20 protein-coding genes, 1 pseudogene and 1 riboswitch are annotated in these 18,420 nt (G+C 71.0%); of the genes and pseudogenes, 12 read left to right on the top strand and 9 right to left on the bottom strand.

All coding sequences use genetic code 11. The features are described from left to right. Window positions 1–27 precede the first annotated feature (27 nt). Window positions 28–432 (bottom strand): annotated as a pseudogene (locus AB0J53_RS14165) (GNAT family N-acetyltransferase); the annotation flags it as partial. A 76-nt stretch (window positions 433–508) separates the two neighbouring features. On the opposite strand from AB0J53_RS14165, the gene AB0J53_RS14160 reads away from it, so the two are divergent. Beyond that, window positions 509–958: a hypothetical protein gene (locus tag AB0J53_RS14160; protein WP_219506484.1), complete on the top strand. Its 450-nt coding sequence runs from the start codon at window positions 509–511 to the stop codon at window positions 956–958. On the opposite strand, the gene AB0J53_RS14155 is transcribed toward AB0J53_RS14160, so the two are convergent. The 3 genes from AB0J53_RS14155 to AB0J53_RS14145 form a co-directional block, all read right to left on the bottom strand. Next, on the bottom strand, window positions 947–1,315 hold the full coding sequence (locus AB0J53_RS14155) for a VOC family protein (RefSeq protein WP_357593924.1): 369 nt from the start codon (window positions 1,313–1,315) through the stop codon (window positions 947–949). The genes AB0J53_RS14160 and AB0J53_RS14155 overlap by 12 nt on opposite strands. Before the next feature lie 59 nt (window positions 1,316–1,374). Beyond that, window positions 1,375–1,695 carry a multidrug efflux SMR transporter gene (locus AB0J53_RS14150; protein ID WP_219506487.1) on the bottom strand — a complete coding sequence of 107 codons (321 nt, stop codon included), beginning with the start codon at window positions 1,693–1,695 and terminating at the stop codon, window positions 1,375–1,377. A gap of 33 nt (window positions 1,696–1,728) precedes the next feature. Beyond that, window positions 1,729–1,792, bottom strand: a riboswitch (guanidine-III (ykkC-III) riboswitch). Between the two features lie 18 nt (window positions 1,793–1,810). Next, the gene (locus AB0J53_RS14145; RefSeq protein WP_364171962.1) at window positions 1,811–2,608 is read right to left on the bottom strand and encodes a class I SAM-dependent methyltransferase; all 798 of its coding nucleotides are present in this window, start codon (window positions 2,606–2,608) and stop codon (window positions 1,811–1,813) included. A 103-nt stretch (window positions 2,609–2,711) separates the two neighbouring features. Here AB0J53_RS14145 and AB0J53_RS14140 point away from each other — a divergent pair, with 103 nt between their 5' ends. The 7 genes from AB0J53_RS14140 (at window position 2,712) to AB0J53_RS14110 (ending at window position 9,337) form a co-directional block, all read left to right on the top strand. Next, on the top strand, window positions 2,712–4,517 hold the full coding sequence (locus AB0J53_RS14140; RefSeq protein ID WP_364171960.1) for an acyl-CoA dehydrogenase: 1,806 nt from the start codon (window positions 2,712–2,714) through the stop codon (window positions 4,515–4,517). Window positions 4,518–4,619: 102 nt separating this feature from the next. Beyond that, window positions 4,620–5,630, top strand: coding sequence for an ABC transporter substrate-binding protein (locus tag AB0J53_RS14135; RefSeq protein ID WP_364171958.1), 1,011 nt, complete (start codon window positions 4,620–4,622; stop codon window positions 5,628–5,630). After that, window positions 5,627–6,439 carry an ABC transporter ATP-binding protein gene (locus tag AB0J53_RS14130; protein ID WP_364171956.1) on the top strand — a complete coding sequence of 271 codons (813 nt, stop codon included), beginning with the start codon at window positions 5,627–5,629 and terminating at the stop codon, window positions 6,437–6,439. Before AB0J53_RS14135 ends, AB0J53_RS14130 begins: the two co-directional genes overlap by 4 nt. After that, window positions 6,436–7,191 carry an ABC transporter permease gene (locus tag AB0J53_RS14125; protein WP_308125803.1) on the top strand — a complete coding sequence of 252 codons (756 nt, stop codon included), beginning with the start codon at window positions 6,436–6,438 and terminating at the stop codon, window positions 7,189–7,191. The genes AB0J53_RS14130 and AB0J53_RS14125 overlap by 4 nt, the downstream gene beginning before the upstream one ends. Further along, window positions 7,188–8,525, top strand: coding sequence for an LLM class flavin-dependent oxidoreductase (locus AB0J53_RS14120; protein ID WP_357593933.1), 1,338 nt, complete (start codon window positions 7,188–7,190; stop codon window positions 8,523–8,525). The genes AB0J53_RS14125 and AB0J53_RS14120 overlap by 4 nt, the downstream gene beginning before the upstream one ends. Continuing rightward, a complete protein-coding gene (locus tag AB0J53_RS14115) occupies window positions 8,522–9,043 on the top strand; it encodes an NAD(P)H-dependent oxidoreductase (protein WP_364171953.1) in 522 nt (173 codons plus the stop codon). Before AB0J53_RS14120 ends, AB0J53_RS14115 begins: the two co-directional genes overlap by 4 nt. Window positions 9,044–9,112: 69 nt before the next feature. Next, entirely contained in the window at window positions 9,113–9,337 is a 225-nt protein-coding gene (locus AB0J53_RS14110; RefSeq protein WP_219506502.1) for a DUF6458 family protein, read from the top strand. Here the strand turns inward: AB0J53_RS14110 and AB0J53_RS14105 are convergent. Genes AB0J53_RS14105 through pdhA form a run of 4 tightly spaced genes read right to left on the bottom strand, consistent with a single transcriptional unit; the run spans window position 9,334 to window position 13,213 of the window. Continuing rightward, window positions 9,334–9,627, bottom strand: coding sequence for a Dabb family protein (locus AB0J53_RS14105; protein WP_364171951.1), 294 nt, complete (start codon window positions 9,625–9,627; stop codon window positions 9,334–9,336). The two genes, AB0J53_RS14110 and AB0J53_RS14105, sit on opposite strands and share 4 nt — an antisense overlap. Window positions 9,628–9,676: 49 nt before the next feature. Continuing rightward, window positions 9,677–11,128: a dihydrolipoamide acetyltransferase family protein gene (locus tag AB0J53_RS14100; RefSeq protein WP_364171949.1), complete on the bottom strand. Its 1,452-nt coding sequence runs from the start codon at window positions 11,126–11,128 to the stop codon at window positions 9,677–9,679. A gap of 16 nt (window positions 11,129–11,144) precedes the next feature. Continuing rightward, on the bottom strand, window positions 11,145–12,125 hold the full coding sequence (locus AB0J53_RS14095) for an alpha-ketoacid dehydrogenase subunit beta (protein WP_219506507.1): 981 nt from the start codon (window positions 12,123–12,125) through the stop codon (window positions 11,145–11,147). Further along, window positions 12,122–13,213 carry a pyruvate dehydrogenase (acetyl-transferring) E1 component subunit alpha gene (pdhA, locus tag AB0J53_RS14090; protein WP_219506509.1) on the bottom strand — a complete coding sequence of 364 codons (1,092 nt, stop codon included), beginning with the start codon at window positions 13,211–13,213 and terminating at the stop codon, window positions 12,122–12,124. The genes AB0J53_RS14095 and pdhA overlap by 4 nt, the downstream gene beginning before the upstream one ends. A gap of 228 nt (window positions 13,214–13,441) precedes the next feature. Between pdhA and purS the strand changes: the two genes are divergently transcribed. From purS to purL, 4 genes are all read left to right on the top strand, one after another. Then, window positions 13,442–13,687, top strand: coding sequence for a phosphoribosylformylglycinamidine synthase subunit PurS (gene purS / locus AB0J53_RS14085; RefSeq protein ID WP_219506510.1), 246 nt, complete (start codon window positions 13,442–13,444; stop codon window positions 13,685–13,687). 221 nt (window positions 13,688–13,908) lie between these two features. Continuing rightward, window positions 13,909–14,295, top strand: a complete 387-nt coding sequence (locus AB0J53_RS14080) for an ATP-binding protein (protein WP_219506592.1) — start codon at window positions 13,909–13,911, stop codon at window positions 14,293–14,295. A 126-nt stretch (window positions 14,296–14,421) separates the two neighbouring features. Continuing rightward, entirely contained in the window at window positions 14,422–15,105 is a 684-nt protein-coding gene (gene purQ, locus AB0J53_RS14075; RefSeq protein WP_219506511.1) for a phosphoribosylformylglycinamidine synthase subunit PurQ, read from the top strand. Beyond that, a complete protein-coding gene (gene purL, locus AB0J53_RS14070) occupies window positions 15,102–17,354 on the top strand; it encodes a phosphoribosylformylglycinamidine synthase subunit PurL (protein WP_219506512.1) in 2,253 nt (750 codons plus the stop codon). The genes purQ and purL overlap by 4 nt, the downstream gene beginning before the upstream one ends. 72 nt (window positions 17,355–17,426) lie before the next feature. Here the strand turns inward: purL and AB0J53_RS14065 are convergent, their stop codons facing one another. After that, window positions 17,427–18,299 (bottom strand): hypothetical protein, encoded by an 873-nt coding sequence (locus tag AB0J53_RS14065; protein ID WP_364171945.1) that lies wholly within the window; start codon window positions 18,297–18,299, stop codon window positions 17,427–17,429. Between the last annotated feature and the right edge of the window lie 121 nt (window positions 18,300–18,420).

The following is an 18,420-nucleotide window of genomic DNA, read 5'->3' as shown; positions in this document are numbered from 1 at the left end:
CGGCAGGCCCATCTTCTTGCCGCTGGGGGTGAACCCCTTGCTCGCGTACAGCGCCCTGGCCGCCGTGTTGTGGTCGACGCACCACAGCTCGACCTCGTCCATGCCGACCTCCCTGGCGTGCGCGACGGCCGCGTCGACCAGCCGCGAGGCGACCCCGCGGCCCCGGGCCTCCGGCGCGACCCACATCGACAGCAGGTGCGCCCGGCCCTCCTCGACCCGCACGCACACCAGCCCGGCGTCGCCGCCGTCGATGACGGCCACCCGCCACCACGACCCTGACAGCCGCTCAGCCCACGTCTCGGCGGTGAACGCGCTCTCCCGCTCGTAGGAGGACCCGAACGCGTCAGGCGCCTCCTGGAGCGCGCGCAGGCGGATCGCCTTCAGCCGCTCCCACTCGCCGGCGCCGAACTGCTCAATCGTGACATCTCGCATGAACTGCATCATGTCAGGGACTGGTCAGGGTCCATCCCCGATGTGGGCAGGGGGCGGCCGGAGGCACGCTGAGGACATGAACGAAATCACCCGACGTGATGAAGTCTCGCTGTCCGCCGCCGCCCTGCGCGGCGCCCCGTGGAAGGCCGCCGCCATCGGCGGTGGCGCCGTCGCCGCGACCAGTTTCGGGGTCGGGCTGCTCGGCGGCGGCGGCGACATGGTGTGGGCGCTGGGGCTGGGCATCAGCCTGTTCGCGCTGATCGCGGCCGTGGGCGCGGTGTCCAAGCCCGAGGAGGGCGACCGGGTGACCCGGCAGGCGCGCGTGTGGGGCCTGCGCCACCCGTGGAAGTTCGCGCTGTTGCCGGCCGGCATCACCGCGGTGCTCGACTACCCGGTGCAGCTCGTGCTCGACGGGGAGGGCGTGTTCGGCTCGGCGGTGCACGCCGGCTGGCACGGACTGCTCGTCTACGTGATCGCCGCCGTGCTCACCCTCACCATGCAGGGCCGGGCGCGCTCAGCTCGCTGAGGCGGCCCGCTCGGCCTCGCTCCGGCAGACGCAGAACTCGTTGCCCTCGGGATCGCGCATGGTGACCCAGCCGATGCCGTTCTCGTCGCGCCGGTCGTCGTAGATGGTGGCGCCGAGGCCGAGCAGGCGCTCGACCTCCTGGTCGCGGGTGCGGCCCTCGGTGCCGTTGACGTCCAGGTGCAGCCGGTTCTTCACGGACTTGCCCTCCGGCACCCGGATGAACAGCAGGAACGGATCGTGCTTGGTGCGCAGCATCACCTCGTCGTCGCCCGGCATGTCGCCGTCGCCGAGCGGGAGGCCCGTGGCCTTGCTCCACCAGGTGGCGAGCTCGTACGGGTCGGCGCAGTCAATGGTCACAGCGTGAATCTCGATCATCCGGCCACTCAATCGCGACACCGGCAATCGAGTCAAGCCGGTTAGTGCGCGCCGGCCAGGTTGAGCCCGACGACCCCGGCCAGGATGAGCCCGATGGAGATCAGGCGGATCGCCGAGACGTCGTCGCCCATGGCCAGCATGCCGAGCACCGCCGTGCCGACCGCGCCGATGCCGGTCCACACGGCGTACGCGGTGCCGACCTCGAGGGACTTGAGGGCGTACGCGAGCATGCCGAAGCTCAGGAGCGCGGTGAGCAGGAAGGAGACGGACCACCACACGTGGGTGAAACCGTTGCTGAGCTTGAGCGACAGGGCCATCGCGACTTCGGCGACGCCGGCGAGAACGAGGATGATCCAGGCCATCGTGGCATGACTCCTTCAGCGGGACTGCAGTGTCATGCGTCGTCTTTACCTACCGGGTACGGCGCGTCTCGTCCGGGAGCTGTGCTCACAACACGGAACGCGCCCCGGGCCGCGATCATTCCCACCAGATCGTGACCCAGCGGTCGCGGGGCATCGGCCACATCCCCATCTCCTGCGCCGTGCGCGCCACCTCGTCGGCACGCGCCGGGTCGAGGCAGATGCGGTGGCAGGCGCTGGCGGCCAGCTCCTCCAGGGAGCTGAATCGTTCCAGCGGGGCCTCGCGCTCCTCCACGCGCACCGCGAAGCCCAGCGCGGCGGCCAGCGCCACGCAGTCCTCGGCGACGGGCCGCACGGGACGGTCGACGCCGTGGAAGTGCTGCCAGAGCGGCGCCAGCCAGCTCATGGGATGGCGGTGCGGCAGCTCCAGCACCACGCGGCGCCGGGTGCGCGAGTCCAGCGCGAACAGGAACGGCGCCAGGTCGGGAACGTTGTAGACCACGTGCGCGGCCACCGACACGTCGACCTCGGGCACCTCGGCCGCCACGTCGGGCCAGCGGCCCGCGATCGCGGTGGTGCGCACGCCCAGCTTGTCGGCGCGGGCCGAGAGCTCGTCGAGCATCTCGGGCGAGCTGTCGACGGCGTAGAGGTGGCCGATGCGCTCGCGCAGCGGCAGCGACGAGGCGCCCGGTCCCGAGCCGACGTCCAGCAGCGTGCCGCCCTCGGGCAGCGCCTGCCGCACGCGCGTCATGGTGGGCCCGTCGTCGGGCTCGGCGAGCGCTCTGTCGGTGCGGCTGGTGAACCGGCTCACCGGATAGCCCCACGGATCGACCGGGGCCGCGGCCAGGATCTCCGGCGGAATGGCCCAGGATTCCAGGCGCTCTCGCCATCTCGCGGCGAGTTCTTCGGCATCCACGGAGATGAGCATGCCACGCATATCCATGGTTACCGGCGGGTAGCATTGCTAGTAAGGTTACTCGCCAGTAGATGAAGGACTCGGTTCAAGGAGAGCTGCACCCATGGGCCACTACAAGAGCAACGTGCGTGACCTGGAGTTCAACCTTTTCGAGGTGTTCGGGCGACGCGAGATCCTCGGCAGGGGCCCGTACGCGGACGTGGACGAGGACACGGCCCGCAGCATCCTGGATGAGGCCGAGCGGCTCGCGACGGGCGTCCTGGCCGACTCGTTCGAGGAGGGCGACCGCAACCCGCCCGTCTTCGACGCCGCCACCGGGTCCGTCACCATCCCCGACGGTTTCAAGAAGTCGTTCAAGACGCTGGTCGACGGTGGCTGGGCGCACCTCGACCTGCCCACCGACCTGGGCGGCCCCGGCATCCCGCGGAGCCTGGCATGGGCCACCGCCGAGATGGTCCTGGGCGCCAACCCGGCGCTGTACATGTACGCGGCGGGCCCGAACTTCGCCTACACGCTGTGGAAGGTCGGCACCCCGGAGCAGAAGCGCTTCGCCGAGCTGGCCATCGAGCGCAACTGGGGCGCCACCATGGTGCTGACCGAGCCCGACGCCGGCTCCGACGTGGGCGCCGGCCGCGCCAAGGCGATCCAGCAGGACGACGGCACCTGGCACATCGAGGGCGTCAAGCGCTTCATCACCAGCGCCGAGCACGACATGGCCGAGAACATCTTCCACCTGGTCCTGGCCCGCCCCGAGGGCCACGGCCCCGGCACCAAGGGCCTGTCGATGTTCCTGGTGCCCAAGTTCCACGTGAACCTGGAGACCGGCGAGCTCGGCGAGCGCAACGGCGCGTACGTGACCAACGTCGAGAAGAAGATGGGCCTGAAGGTCTCCACGACCTGCGAGCTCACCTTCGGCGACAAGCACCCGGCGGTCGGCTGGCTGGTCGGCGACGTGCACGAGGGCATCAAGCAGATGTTCATGGTCATCGAGCACGCCCGCATGATGGTCGGCACCAAGGCCATCGCCACCCTGTCCACCGGCTACCTGAACGCGCTGGAGTACGCCAAGCAGCGCTTCCAGGGCGCCGACCTGACCAAGATGGCCGACAAGACCGCCCCGCGCGTGACCGTGGTCAACCACCCGGACGTGCGGCGCGAGCTGATGCTGCAGAAGGCGTACGCCGAGGGCATGCGGGCGCTGGTGCTCTACACGGCGACCTTCCAGGACGCCATCCAGATCGACCCCGACGACCGGCACGCGCACGCGATGAACGACCTGCTGCTGCCGCTGGTCAAGGGCGTCGGCTCGGAGCGCTCGTACGAACTGCTGGCGCGCTCGCTGCAGACGCTGGGCGGCTCCGGCTACCTCCAGGACTACCCGATCGAGCAGTACATCCGGGACGCGAAGATCGACTCCCTGTACGAGGGCACGACCGCGATCCAGGGCCTGGACCTGTTCTTCCGCAAGATCCTGCGCAACCAGGGCGCGGCCGTGGGCGCGCTGCTGACCGAGATCAACGAGTTCGCCGCCTCCGAGGCGGGCAACGGCCGGCTCAAGGAGGAGCGCAAGCTGCTCGCCGAGGCCGCCGCCGAGGTCAAGGCCATGGGCGACACGATGGCCGGCTGGGCGCTCGGGTCGCTGGAGAAGCCGGAGGAGGTCTACCGCGTCGGGCTCAACACCACCCGGTTCCTGCTCTCGCTGGGCGACCTGGTGATCGGCTGGCTGCTGCTGCGTCAGGCCGAGGTGGCGCTGGCCCGCCTGGCGGACGGCGACGACCCCTTCTACCAGGGCAAGGTCGCGGCGGCGTCGTTCTTCGCCACGACCGTGCTGCCCCGCCTGGCCGCCGAGCGCCGCACGCTCGACGCCACTGGTCAGGAGCTCATGGAGCTGCCCGAAGAGGCCTTCTGACGAACGCGCCGGCCCGATGGCCGGCGCGTTCTTCACGCCATTTCCCTATTAAACCTGTAGGAAATGTTGACTTAGTGACGGCGGACGCCTAGGTTCGGCGGCATGAGAGTGGGCCGTTTCAGACATGCCGTTGCCGCAACCACGCTGCTGCTGGCCACCGCAGCCTGTGGGACGAGCCAGGCCGGATCCGTCCAGAAGGAACTGCGCTACCAGGGCAGCGTCGGCGCGGTCACCTTCCCCGAACTGGCCGAGGAGCTGGGCTACCTCGGCGACATCAAGCTGAAGTGGGTCGGCAACACCACCTCCGGGCCGCAGGACATCCAGTCCGCCGCCACCGGCCAGACCGACTTCGGCGGCGCCTTCAACGGCGCCATCGTCAAGCTCCGGGCCGCCCGCGCCCCCATCAAGGCCGTGATCGGCTACTACGGCGCGGACGAGAAGTCGTTCAGCGGCTACTACGTGCCCGAGGACAGCCCGATCAGGACCGCGCGCGACCTCATCGGCAAGAAGATCGGCGTCAACACGCTCGGCGCGCACCACGAGGCCGTGATCAAGGAGTATCTGACCCGGGCCGGGCTCACCCCCGCCGAGATCGAGCGCGTCCAGCTCGTCGTCGTCCCGCCGGTCAACACCGAGCAGGCGCTGCGCCAGGGACAGCTCGACGTCGGCACCCTCGGCGGCATCCTCAAGGACAAGGCGCTGGAGCGCGGCGGGCTGCGGCCGCTGTTCACCGACACCGGGCTGTTCGGGCCGTTCACCGCCGGCTCGGTCGTCTTCCGCGAGGCGTTCATCGCCGACAACCCCGAGATCGTCCGCACGTTCGTGACCGGCTTCGCCAAGGCCGTGCACTGGGCCCAGACCCGCCCCCGCGAGGAGGTGGTCGCCAAGTTCGAGCAGATCATCAACCGCCGCGGCCGCAACGAGGACCCGAGCACCGTGCGCTATTGGAAGAGCTCGGGCATCGCCGGCCCCGGCGGGGTGATCGCCGCCAAGGAGTTCCAGACCTGGATCGACTGGCTGGAGCGCTCCGGCGACATCAGGCCCGGCCAGGTCAAGGCCGACGACGTCTTCACCAACGCGTTCAACCCCTACGCCGGCCGGAGCGCCTCATGACGACACTGAGCGAGACCGCCGTCCGCACCAAGATCGGCATTCGGGGCGTGGGCCGGACGTTCACGGTCCGGGGCGAGCCGTTCACCGCGCTGGCGGACATCGACCTGGACGTGCGCGAAGGAGAGTTCCTGACGCTGGTCGGGCCGAGCGGCTGCGGCAAGTCCACCCTCCTCGACCTGATCGCCGGGCTGGCCACGCCGAGCAGCGGCGAGATCCTCATCGACGGCGCCCCCGTCACCGGCCCCGGCCTCGACCGGGGCGTGGTCTTCCAGCAGTACGCGCTGTTCCCGTGGCGGTCGGCGCGGGCCAACGTCGAGTTCGGGCTGGAGGCCAAGGGCGTGCCCCGCCGCGAGCGCGCCGGGCGGGCCAGGCACTACCTGGACCTGGTCGGCCTGGCCGGGTTCGAGGACCGCTACCCGCACGAGCTGTCGGGCGGCATGCGCCAGCGGGTCGCCATCGCGCGCAGCCTCGCCTTCGACCCCGACGTGCTGCTCATGGACGAGCCGTTCGCCGCCCTGGACGCCCAGACGCGCGAGTCGCTGCAGGGCGAGCTGCTGGACGTGTGGCGCAAGACCGGCAAGACGATCGTGTTCATCACCCACGGCATCGACGAGGCCGTCTACCTGGGCCAGCGGGTCGCCGTCATGACCTCCAGGCCCGGGCGGATCAAGGAGGTCGTCGAGGTGTCGTTCGACTCGCGCGAGGGCGACCTGCGGGCCGACCCGGCGTTCGGCGCGTACCGGCACCACGTGTGGAGCCTGCTGCGCGCCGAGGTGGCGGCGGCCCAGGAGCAGGAGCGGGCCTCGTGAGCGCCGTCCGGCGGGCCGCCGCCCGGTCGGCGGCCGTCCTGCTGCTCCTGGCGGCCTGGGAGGGGCTGCCCCGGCTGGGCGTGGTCGACCCGGTCTTCGTGCCACCGCTCTCGGTGAACCTTCAGGCCGGCTACGACCTGCTGCTCGGCGGCCAACTGCCCGAGCACGTACGGGCGTCGCTGGTGCGCTCGCTGTCGGGGTTCGGCCTGGCCATCCTGCTGGCCATCCCGCTCGGGCTGCTGATCGGCTGGTACCGGCCGGTGGCCGACACGCTGGTGCCGCTGCTGGAGGTGTTCCGCAACACCTCGGCGGTCGCGCTGCTGCCCGTCTTCACGCTGATCCTCGGCATCGGCGAGACCACGAAGATCACCTTCGTGCTGTACGCCTGCTCCTGGCCGATCCTGCTCAACACCATCAGCGGGGTGCGGGCGGTCGAGCCGTTGCTGGTCAAGTCGGCCAGGTCGATGGGCGTCGGCCCGGTCCGGCTCTTCCAGAAGGTGATCCTGCCCGCCGCCGTGCCCGCCGTCTTCACCGGCATCCGGCTGGCCGGGGCGTACGCGATCCTCGTCCTGCTCTTCGCCGAGATGGTCGGCGCCAAGGCGGGGCTCGGCTACCTGATCCAGGACGCCCAGTTCAGCTTCCGCATCCCCGACATGTACGCCGGAATCATCACGATCTCCCTGCTCGGCCTGCTGTTCAACCTGCTGCTGGTCAGCGTCGAGCGCCGCTTCAGCACCTGGAGGACCACATGAGCAGACAGCTACGCCTCAACGCCTTCCTCATGGGCGTCGGCCACCACGAGGCCGCCTGGCGGCACCCGCTGACCGAGCCCGCCCGCCTGGCCGACGTCCGCCACTACCAGGAGCTGGCCAGGATCGCCGAGGCGGGCAAGCTGGACTCCGTCTTCCTGGCCGACGGGGTGGCGCTGCAGGCCGACGTCCGGCACAACGCGCTCGGCGGGCTCGAACCGCTGACCCTGCTGTCCGCGCTCGCCGCCGTGACCGACCACGTCGGGCTGATCGCGACCGTCTCGACGACCTACAACGAGCCGTTCCACGTCGCCCGCAAGTTCGCCTCGCTCGACCACATCAGCGGCGGCCGGGCCGGCTGGAACATCGTCACCTCCGCCGGCGAGGCCGAGGCGCGCAACTTCGGCATCGAGCGGCCCGCGCACGCCGACCGCTACGCCCGCGCCACCGAGTTCCTGGACGTCGTCACCAAACTCTGGGACAGCTGGGAGGACGACGCCGTCGTGGCCGACCGGGCGGGCGGCGTCTACGCCGACACCGGCAAGATCCACGCGATCGAGCACGCCGGCGAGCGGTTCTCCGTACGCGGCCCGCTGAACACCCAGCGGCCGCCGCAGGGGCATCCGCTGCTCGTCCAGGCGGGCTCGTCGGAGGACGGCAAAGAGTTCGCCGCCCGCTACGCCGAGGCCGTGTTCACCGCCCAGCAGACGCTGGAGGAGGGCCGGGCGTTCTACCGCGACCTCAAGAGCCGCCTGACCCGCCACGGCCGGCAGCCCGGCGACCTGCTCGTCCTGCCCGGGATCTCCCCCGTCATCGGCTCCACCGAGAGCGAGGCCCGCCGCCTGGAACGCGAGCTGGACGAGCTCATCATCCCCGCCTACGGGCTGGCCCAGCTCTCCACGCTCGTCGGCATCGAGCTGGACCACGACGCGCTCGACCGGCCGCTGCCCGACGTGGGCGTCGACACCGAGGGCGCGCAGAGCCGCCGCAAGCTCGTCGTGGACCTGGCCAGGCGCGACAACCTGACCGTGCGGCAGCTCATCGCCCGGCTGGCCGGCGGCCGTGGGCACCGGGTGGTGGCCGGGGCGCCCGAGCAGATCGCCGACCAGATCCAGGAGTGGTTCGAGGGCGGCGCGGCCGACGGGTTCAACATCATGCCGCCGCTCCTGCCCAGCGGGCTGCACGACTTCGTCGACCACGTCGTGCCGGAGCTGCGCGTCAGGGGGCTGTTCCGGCACGAGTACGAGGGCCGTACGCTGCGCGAGAACTACGGCCTGAGCAGGCCGGGCTCCCGTTACGCCGCCGACCGGGCCGCTGACCTGGTGGTGGCCGGATGAGCCTCGTCACGCTGGTCGGCAACCCGCGCGAGGGCTCCAGGACGCTCGCGGCGGCCGTCGAGGCCGCCGAGGCCGTCGGGCGTCGGATCGGGCACGACGGGCCGCCCGAGGTCGTGGACCTGTCGGCGCTCGGGCCGCACCTGCTCGCCGCCACCCCGTCGGCCGCCGTGGAGGTGGCCGTGGAGCTGGTCACCGGGGCGCGCGTGCTGGTGGTGGCCAGCCCCACCTACAAGGGCACCTACACCGGGCTGCTCAAGTCCTTCCTGGACCGGCTGCCTCCCGCCGCGCTGCGCGGGACCGCGGCGCTGCCCCTGCTGGTCATGGGCGACCCGGCGCACTCCCTGGCCGTCGAGGTGCACCTGCGGCCGCTGCTGGTGGAGCTCGGCGCCGTCGTGCCCACGCCCGGCCTGGCGCTGCTGGAGTCGCGGCTGCCGCAGCTCGGCGAGGTGCTCGCCGACTGGGCCGACCGGGTCGCGCCCCAGGTCGCGGCGGTGCTCAGGCAGGAGGTGGCGTCCTGAGGGTGTGATCCGCGTTACCCGGGTATGACCGAGGGCGTACTAGCTCTTTGCCTGTCGCTGGAGGCCGTCATGGGTGTCGGGGTCAGCATCTTCTTCCTCACGCTCGGCGCCATCCTGAGATTCGCCATCGAGCCCGACGTGTTCGGCCAGAGCGTCCACATGGACGTGATCGGCCTCATCTTCATGATCGTCGGAGGCGCCGGGATCGTGCTGAGCGTCGTGCTCGCGCCCCGGCGCGGCCGCACCTCCGACGACCGGCTGATGCACCGCGAGAACAACCCGCCCGAGCTCTAGAGCTCCAGCTGCACCGCGGCGCGCGAGGCCAGGATCGGCTTGACGTGATGGGCGATCACCTTCTGGTGCTCCGGGTGGTCGCGGTAGGTCACGTAGTCGTCCTCGGAGTCGAAGTCGGCGACGACGGCGAACTCGTGGTTGCCCTGGTTGATGCCCGCGTCCATGCCGACCGTGTAGGAGCGGATCTGCGGGATGACGTCCGGCAGCCCGCGCAGCGCGGCCAGCACCCCCGCCTTCTGGGCGAGCGTGGCGTCTTCGGTCCAGGTGAACAGCACGATGTGGCGGATCATGGCGCCACCCTACAGAGGCCGGGAGGGGTCGCCCCCTCCCGGCCCGCGATCAGCTCCAGGCCAGCATCCGCAGCGGGTCCTCCAGCATCGCGCCCACGTCGCGCAGGAACAGCGAGCCCAGCTCGCCGTCGACCACCCGGTGGTCGAACGACAGGGCCAGGGTCGTCACCTTCCGTACGGCGAGCGCGCCGTCGACCACCCAGGGCATGTCCCGTACCTGGCCGAAGGCGAGGATGGCGGACTCGCCCGGGTTCAGGATCGGGGTGCCGGCGTCGACGCCGAAGACGCCGACGTTGGTGATCGTGATGGTGCCGCCCGCCATCTCCGCCGGCTGGGTGCGGCCCGCCCTGGCGGTCTCGGTGAGCTTGCCCAGCTCGGCGGCCAGGCCGGGCAGGGTCAGCTCGTGGGCGTTCTTGACGTTGGGCACCACCAGGCCCCTCGGGGTGGCGGCGGCGATGCCCAGGTTGACGTAGTGCTTGACGACGATCTCCTGGGCGGCCTCGTCCCAGGACGAGTTGATCATCGGGTGGCGGCGGGCCGCCGTGAGCACGGCCTTGGCCACCAGCAGCAGCGGCGACACCTTGACCTCGGCGAAGTCGGGCAGCGCGCGCAGCCGCTTGACCGCGTCCATCGTCTCGGTGACGTCCACCTGGAGGAACTCGGTGACGTGCGGGGCGGTGAACGCGCTGGCGACCATCGCCTGGGCGGTCATCTTGCGCACGCCCTTGACGGGGATGCGCTCCTCGCCCGCCTGCGGCCGGGCCGTCGCAGCCTGCTGCTGCGGCTGCGACGGCTGGGCGGTCGCCGCGTGGACGTCCTCGCGGGTGATCGAGCCGTGGGGGCCCGTGCCCGTGAGGGTGGTCAGGTCCACGCCCAGGTCCTTGGCCAGCTTCCGGACGGGCGGCTTGGCCAGCGCCGCCACCCTGGCCGGGTCCGTAGACGCCGGGGGCTGCTCGGACGGGGGCTGGGGGGCCGTGGAGGGCGGGCCCTCCAGCTCCACGCGGGACGGGTTGGCGACCGGGTCGGCGGGGATCGTCGACGGCGCTCTGCGGGTGCGGCGGCGGGCCGCGCCGGTCTTGACGCCGTAGCCGACCAGGACGGCCTGGCGCTCCTCCTTGGGCGCGGGGCTGCCGTGGGCGCCCGGCTCGACGGCGCCCTCCGCCGGCGGGGTGGGCACCAGGTCCTCGGCCAGGGCGGCCGCCTGCTGGTCGGCGGCGCCCGCGGAGCCGCCAGGACCGCCCGGTTCGCCGGGTTCGCTCGGTTCGCCGGTCTCGACGGCGATGATCGGCCCGCCGACGTCCACCGTCTGACCCTCGTCCGCGAGCAGGTCCGCCACCTGGCCGTTCCACGGGATGGGCAGCTCGACGATGGACTTGGCGGTCTCGATCTCGACGATGATCTGGTTGACCTTGACCTCGTCGCCCGGCCTGACGTGCCAGCGGACGATCTCGGCCTCCGTCAGCCCCTCGCCGACGTCCGGGAGCTTGAATTCGCGTCGCATCAGTGCGGGATCCCCCTCAGTAGCCGAAGGCGCGGTCGACGGCGTCGAGCACCCGGTCCAGGTCGGGGAGGTAGTGCTCCTCCAGCTTGGACGGCGGGTAGGGGGTGGAGAAGCCGCCGACGCGCAGCACCGGCGACTCCAGGTGGTAGAAGCACTGCTCGGTGATGCGGGCCGCCAGCTCCGCGCCGAACCCGTTGTTGACCGGGGCCTCGTGGACGACGACGACGCGGCCGGTGCGGCGCGCGGAGTCGAGGACCACCGGCGTGTCGAGCGGGTTGAGCGAGCGCAGGTCCACGACCTCCAGGTCGCGCCCGTCCTCCTCGGCGGCCTTGGCGGCCTCCAGGCAGGTCTTGACCATGGGCCCGTAGCAGAGCAGCGTCGCGTCGGTGCCGGGGCGCACCACGCGGGCCCGGTCCAGGGGCGTCCACCAGTCGGTGCTGGTGGTGTCGACCTCGCCCTTCTCCCAGTAGCGGCGCTTGGGCTCGAAGAAGATGACCGGGTCGTCGCTCTGGATCGCCTGCTGGATCATCGAGTAGGCGTCGGCCGGGTTGGCGCACGCCACGACGCGCAGCCCGGCGGTGTGGGTGAAGTACGCCTCGGGCGACTCGCTGTGGTGCTCGACCGCGCCGATGCCGCCGCCGCACGGGATGCGTACGACGACAGGGAGCTTGATCGCGCCGAGCGAGCGCATGGGCATCTTGGCGAGCTGGGTGATGATCTGGTCGGCGGCCGGGAAGACGAAGCCGTCGAACTGGATCTCGCACACCGGCCGGTAGCCGCGCAGCGCCAGGCCGATCGCGGTGCCGATGATGCCCGACTCGGCCAGCGGCGTGTCGATGACCCGGTCCTCGCCGAAGTCCTTCTGCAGCCCGTCGGTGACGCGGAACACGCCGCCGAGCTTGCCCACGTCCTCGCCCATGATGAGGACCTTGGGGTCGTCCTCCATGGCCTTGCGCATGCCCTCGTTGAGCGCCTTGGAAAGGCTCAGCACGGTCATCTCTCGAACCCCTCCAGGTAGGCGGCGTACTGGGCTCGTTCCTCGTCGATCAGCGCGTGCGGCTCGGAGTAGACGTGCTCGAACATGGCGAGCGGCTCCGGGTCGGGCATCGCCAGGCAGCGGGCCCTCAGGTCGGCGCCGAGCTGCTCGGCCTCGGCCTCGATCTCGTCGATGAACGCCTGGTCGGCCAGCTCGTTCTTGAACATGTAGGACTTGACCCGCTCGATCGGGTCCTTCAGCTTCCACGCCTCCAGCTCGCTGGCCACGCGGTAGCGGGTCGGGTCGTCGGCGCTGGTGTGGGCGCCCATCCGGTACGTGAACGCCTCGATCATGGTCGGGCCCTGGCCCTCGCGGGCGTTCTTGAGCGCGGCCCGGGTGACGGCGAGGCAGGCGAAGACGTCGTTGCCGTCGACGCGCACGCCGGGGAAGCCGAACCCGGACGCCCTGCGGTAGAGCGGGATGCGGGTCTGCTTCTCCAGCGGCTCGGAGATGGCCCACTGGTTGTTCTGGCAGAAGAACACGATCGGCGCGTTGAACACGCTGGCCCAGATGAACGACTCGTTGACGTCGCCCTGGGAGGTGGCGCCGTCGCCGAAGTAGGCGATGGTGGCGGCGGTGGCGTCGTCGCGCTGGATGCCCATGGCGTAGCCGACGGCGTGCAGCGTCTGGCTGCCGATGACGATCGTGTAGAGGTGGAAGTTGTGCTCCTTGGGGTCCCACCCGCCGTGGTTGACGCCGCGGAACAGGCCGAGCAGCTTGAGCGGGTCGACGTCGCGGCACCAGGCCACGCCGTGCTCGCGGTAGGTGGGGAAGGCCATGTCGGCGTCGGTGAGCGCGCGGCCGGAGCCGATCTGCGCGGCCTCCTGGCCGAGGAGCGAGGCCCAGATGCCGAGCTCACCCTGCCGTTGCAGGGCCACGGCCTCCAGGTCCACGCGCCGGACGAGCACCAGGTCGCGGTAGAGGGACCTGACCTCTTCGGGGGTCAGGTCGATGTCGTAGTCGGGATGCTGGACCCGCTCTCCTTCCGGCGTGAGGAGTTGGACGAGCTCCGGGGGTGCTTCGGCACCACGAGAGGCGTCGACGGTCACGTGCCACTCCTGTGCGGTCGGGGCCGGTCCGGACGGGGTTGCCACCGGTGGCCGGCCTTCTGAGCGTCCGGACCATTTGGTGGTGGTTCGTACGCGCTTGGGGCCATCGTGGCAGACGTCACAGCCCTCCGCGCAAGCCCCATGATGTCCCCGTTCCCGTTGTGCCGCACGCAAACACGCGCCGGTAGGCTGTCCTTTGCCAACCCCGCCGTACCCAGGAGGAACGCAGTGGCGCGCGTCATCGTAGACGTCATGCTGAAGCCCGAGATTCTCGACCCGCAGGGCCAGGCCATCGCCCGTGCGCTGCCCCGGCTGGGTTTCTCGGGTGTGTCCGCCGTGCGGCAGGGCAAGCGCTTCGAGATCGAGCTGGAGGGTCCCGCCGACGACGCCGCTATTGCGGACGTCCGAAAGATGGCGGAGACTCTGCTGGCGAACACCGTGATCGAGGACTACACGGTCCGCGTCGAGGCGTAGAACGGCATATTTCACACCTCAAATGGCCTTGTACGGCTAAAGCCGCATTCCGGCGTGCCACAATGCCACGGGTTCGCCAAGCCCAAATAACAACAGCGTGATTTTGCGGTTAGCCCCGATTTCACGGGGAAACCTACTCCAGGTGACATTCCGGAGCCCGGAGGAGTCCGGTGGACATTGAGTTCTCGTTGGCACTGCCTCGGGATGCGATCGGCATCCCGATGGTCAGGCGGGTGCTTGGCGATGCCATGCGATCCTTGCATGTGAGTGAGCCCTGCATTGCCGACATGCTGCTCGCCGTCTCCGAGGCCTGCTCCAACGCCGTGCGTCACGGCGGCCCCGCCAACCGCTACGAGGTCACGGCCGCCATCGGCTACGGCCGCTGCGACGTCCGCGTCGCCGACAGCGGAGGCGGCCTGCCCTCCGTGCCGCTCCACTTCCCGCCCGCCGACACCGAGAACGGCCGCGGCCTGCTGATCATGCGCTCGGTCGTCGACGAGATCTCCTTCGGCATCACGCCCGGCCGTGGCACCACGGTCCATCTGCGCAAGCTGCTCGCCTGGGACGACGCGGCCGAGGCCCGCTCCCGCCAGCTCGCCGCCGTCTGACGTCTCCGCTGGTGCGGGGCGTGACGAGGAACACACGAAAGCACCGGCTACCCTAGGGAGCGCCGCCCGCCGTCCGCCCCGAAGAGACGGTGGCGTGTGCTCATTTCCTCGGAGGGGACGACAGTCATGAGCGCTGCCCGTGTGGGCGTAGTCACGTTTCCCGGCACACTCGACGACCAGGACGCCGCCAGGGCCGTGCGCCTCGTGGGCGCCGAGGCGGTGCCGCTGTGGCACGCCGACCACGACCTGAAGGGGGTCGACGCGGTCTTCCTGCCCGGCGGCTTCTCCTACGGCGACTACCTGCGGTGCGGAGCCATCTCCCGGTTCGCGCCGCTGATGGAGGAGCTCATCCCGGCCGCCCGCGCGGGCCTTCCCGTGCTGGGCACCTGCAACGGCTTCCAGATCCTGTGCGAGGCGCACCTGCTGCCCGGCGCGCTGACCCGCAACGCCTCCCTGCACTACGTCTGCCGCGACCAGCGCGTGCGCGTCGAGTCGACCGACACGGCCTGGACCAACGCCTTCGAGCAGGGCCAGGAGATCACGCTGCCGGTCAAGCACGGCGAGGGCCGCTACGTGGCCTCCGCCGAGACGCTGGCCGAGATCGAGGCCAACGGCCAGGTCGTGTTCCGCTACGTCGGCGGCAACCCCAACGGCGCCATGAACGACATCGCGGGCATCCGCAACGAGGCGGGCAACATCGTCGGCCTCATGCCGCACCCCGAGCACGCGGTCGAGGAGCTGGTCGGCGCCCCGAGCACCGACGGCCTCGGCTTCTTCACCTCCATCCTCAAGAAGCTGGTGAACGCATGACCACCGACTCCGTCAAGCGAGCGGAGAGCACGCCCGACGAGCCGATGCCCTTCGCCGAGCTCGGGATGAAGCAGGACGAGTACGACCGGGTCAAGGAGATCCTGGGCCGCCGGCCCACGGGCTCCGAGCTGGCCATCTACAGCGTCATGTGGTCCGAGCACTGCTCCTACAAGTCGTCCAAGGTGCATCTCAAGCAGTTCGCCACCAAGGCCCCCAAGTCCGACGCCCTGCTCGTCGGCATGGGCGAGAACGCCGGCGTGGTCGACATCGGCGACGGCTGGGCCGCCACCTTCAAGATCGAGTCGCACAACCACCCGTCCTACGTCGAGCCGCACCAGGGCGCCGCCACCGGCGTCGGCGGCATCGTGCGCGACATCATGTCGATGGGCGCCCGCCCGATCGCGGTCATGGACGCCCTCCGGTTCGGCGGCGCCCACCAGGACGACACCCGCCGCGTGCTGCCCGGCGTGGTCGAGGGCATCAGCCACTACGGCAACTGCCTCGGCCTGCCCAACATCGGCGGCGAGGTCGCCTTTGACCCCTGCTACATCGGCAACCCCCTGGTCAACGCCCTCTGCGTGGGCCTGCTGCGCAAGGACCAGATCAAGCTCGCCACCGCCCCCGGGCCCGGCAACAAGGTCGTCCTGTTCGGCGCCTCGACCGGCCCCGACGGCATCGGCGGCGCCTCCGTGCTGGCCTCGGCCACGTTCGAGGACGAGTCGCAGGCCAAGCGCCCCGCGGTGCAGGTCGGCGACCCGTTCATGGAGAAGCTGCTCATCGAGTGCTGCCTGGAGCTCTACGCGGCCGACGTCGTCGTCGGCATCCAGGACCTCGGCGCGGCCGGCGTCTCCTGCGCCACCACCGAGCTGGCCGCCAAGGGCACCGGCGGCATGCACGTCGACCTCAACCAGGTCCCGCTCCGCGATCCCTCGCTGCGCCCCGAGGAGATCCTGATGAGCGAGTCGCAGGAGCGGATGATGGCCGTCGTCCGGCCCTCCGACATCCCGGCGTTCATGGCGATCTGCGCCAAGTGGGACGTTCCCGCCACCGTCATCGGCGAGGTCACCGACACCGGCCGCCTCGTCATGACCTGGCACGGCGAGACCATCGTCGACATCCCGCCCGGCACCGCCGCCGACGACGGCCCCGTCTACGAGCGGCCCTTCCACGAGCCCGCCGGGCAGGCCGCGCTCAACGCCGACACCCCCGACGCGCTGGAGCGGCCCGCCGACCTGCGCGCCACGCTGCTCCAGCTCCTCGGCTCGCCCAACCTGGCGTCCAAGGCGTGGGTGACCGACCAGTACGACCGCTACGTGCGCTCCAACACCGTGCTCGCCCAGCCGGCCGACGCCGGGATGCTGCGCATCTCCGAGGCCATCGCCGGAGCCGAGCCCACCACCCGGGGCATCGCACTGTCCACCGACGGCAACGGCCGCTACGCCAAGCTCGACCCGTACGCCGGAGCCCAGCTCGCGCTCGCCGAGGCCTACCGCAACGTGGCCGTCACCGGCGCCAAGCCGCTGGCCGTCACCAACTGCCTCAACTTCGGCTCCCCCGAGGACCCCGAGGTCATGTGGCAGTTCGCCGAGGCCGTACGCGGCCTGGCCGACGCCTGCCGCACCCTCGGCGTCCCGGTGACCGGCGGCAACGTGTCCTTCTACAACCAGACGGGCTCCACCGCCATCCACCCCACGCCGGTCGTCGGCGTGCTCGGCGTCATCGACGACGTGGCCAAGCGGGTGCCCACCGGGTTCGTCGCCGAAGGGCTGCGCGTCGCGCTGCTGGGCGACACGGCCGCCGAGTTCGGCGGGTCGGAGTGGGCGCACGTCGCCCACGGCCACCTCGGCGGGCTGCCGCCGGAGGCCGACCTGGAGGCCGAGCGTTCGCTCGCCACCGTGCTCGTCGAGGCCGCCCGGCGCGGGCTCCTGGAGGGCTCCCACGACCTGTCCGACGGCGGGCTGGCCATCGCGCTGGCCGAGGCGTGCCTGGCGCGCGGCATCGGCGCCACCGTGGCGCTGAGCGGCGAGCCGTTCACCGACCTGTTCAGCGAGTCGGCCGCCCGCGCGCTCGTCGCGGTCCGGCCGGAGGCGTTCGACGAGTTCGCCGCCCTCTGCGCCGAGCACGAGGTCCCGTGCTACGGGCTCGGCGTCACCGGCGGGGAGTCGCTGGTGGTGCAGGACGTGCTGGAGGTCCCGGTCTCGGAGCTGCGCGACACCCACACGGGCGCGCTGCCGGCCATCTTCGGCTGATCCACGACAAAGGGGCCGGTACGGGATGCCGTACCGGCCCTTCGTGTTGTGCCTGGGACTTTCGCGTTGTGCCTAGGACTTCAGGCAGACGACGTAGACCGAGCCCGCGGAGCCGTGGTTGCCGCCCTGGGTCGAGACCTCGGGCTGGGCGCTCTTGCTGTTGACGTCGTAGTCGTTGTTGTTGCCCTTGCTCGCCCGGACCGTCCAGCCGTTGCCGCCGCTGGGCATGCTGGCGGTCACCTGGTAGCGCCAGTCGACGGAGAAGCCGCCGCCGGTCGCCAGGTCGCCGCTCTTGCAGGTGGCCGTGCCGGAGCCGTTCTTGATGGAGGCCGTCTCCACGTAGGTGGAGAGGTTGGCCGCGCCGCCCGGGTCACCCTTCGGGCCCTGGGGGCCGCGGGGGCCGGTGTCGCCCTTCGGCCCCGGCTGCCCGTCCTTGCCGGGAAGGCCCGGCTTGCCGTCCTGCCCGTCCTTTCCGGGGGCGCCGGGCTTGCCGTCCTGGCCGTCCTTGCCCGCGGGGCCCTGCTTGCCGTCCTGGCCGTCCTTGCCTGCCGGGCCCTGCTGGCCGTCCTTGCCGGGGGCGCCGTCCTTGCCGGGGAGGCCCTGCTTGCCCTGGGGGCCGCGGGGGCCGACGGGGCCGGCGTCGCCCTTCGGGCCCTGGAGGCCCTGGGGGCCGCGGGGGCCGGCCTGGCCGCGGGTGCCCGAGGAGAGGGCGGGTTGGGTCTCGCCGCCACCGATGATCATGCGGATCTCGGTCGTCCGGCACTTGGCCGTCGGGTTGACGATGCGCGCGTAGCGGGACTTCTTGTGCACGCAGGCGGTCACCTCACCGGCCGCGGTGGAGACGGACGAGGCGGTCGCGACGCCACCCACGGTGAGCAGCGAAGCGGCGAGCGCGCCGGCGGAGACGAGGGCGAGCGAGCGCCCACCCCGAACCTTGAGAGCCACGGCTTTCCTTCCGAAGAACAGGTGATGTTCATGTTGAACATGAGATTCACGTTTCAACCGTTCCATCGGATGGCAGAAGTGACATAACGTATCCATCACGAAACACAGTGTGACAGAACGG

The sequence above is a fragment of the Nonomuraea sp. NPDC049725 genome (assembly GCF_040674795.1).
GTDB classification, from domain to species: domain Bacteria; phylum Actinomycetota; class Actinomycetes; order Streptosporangiales; family Streptosporangiaceae; genus Nonomuraea; species Nonomuraea ceibae.
Note: the sequence above shows the minus strand (reverse complement) of the source record. Positions and strands in the feature narration are given on the sequence as shown.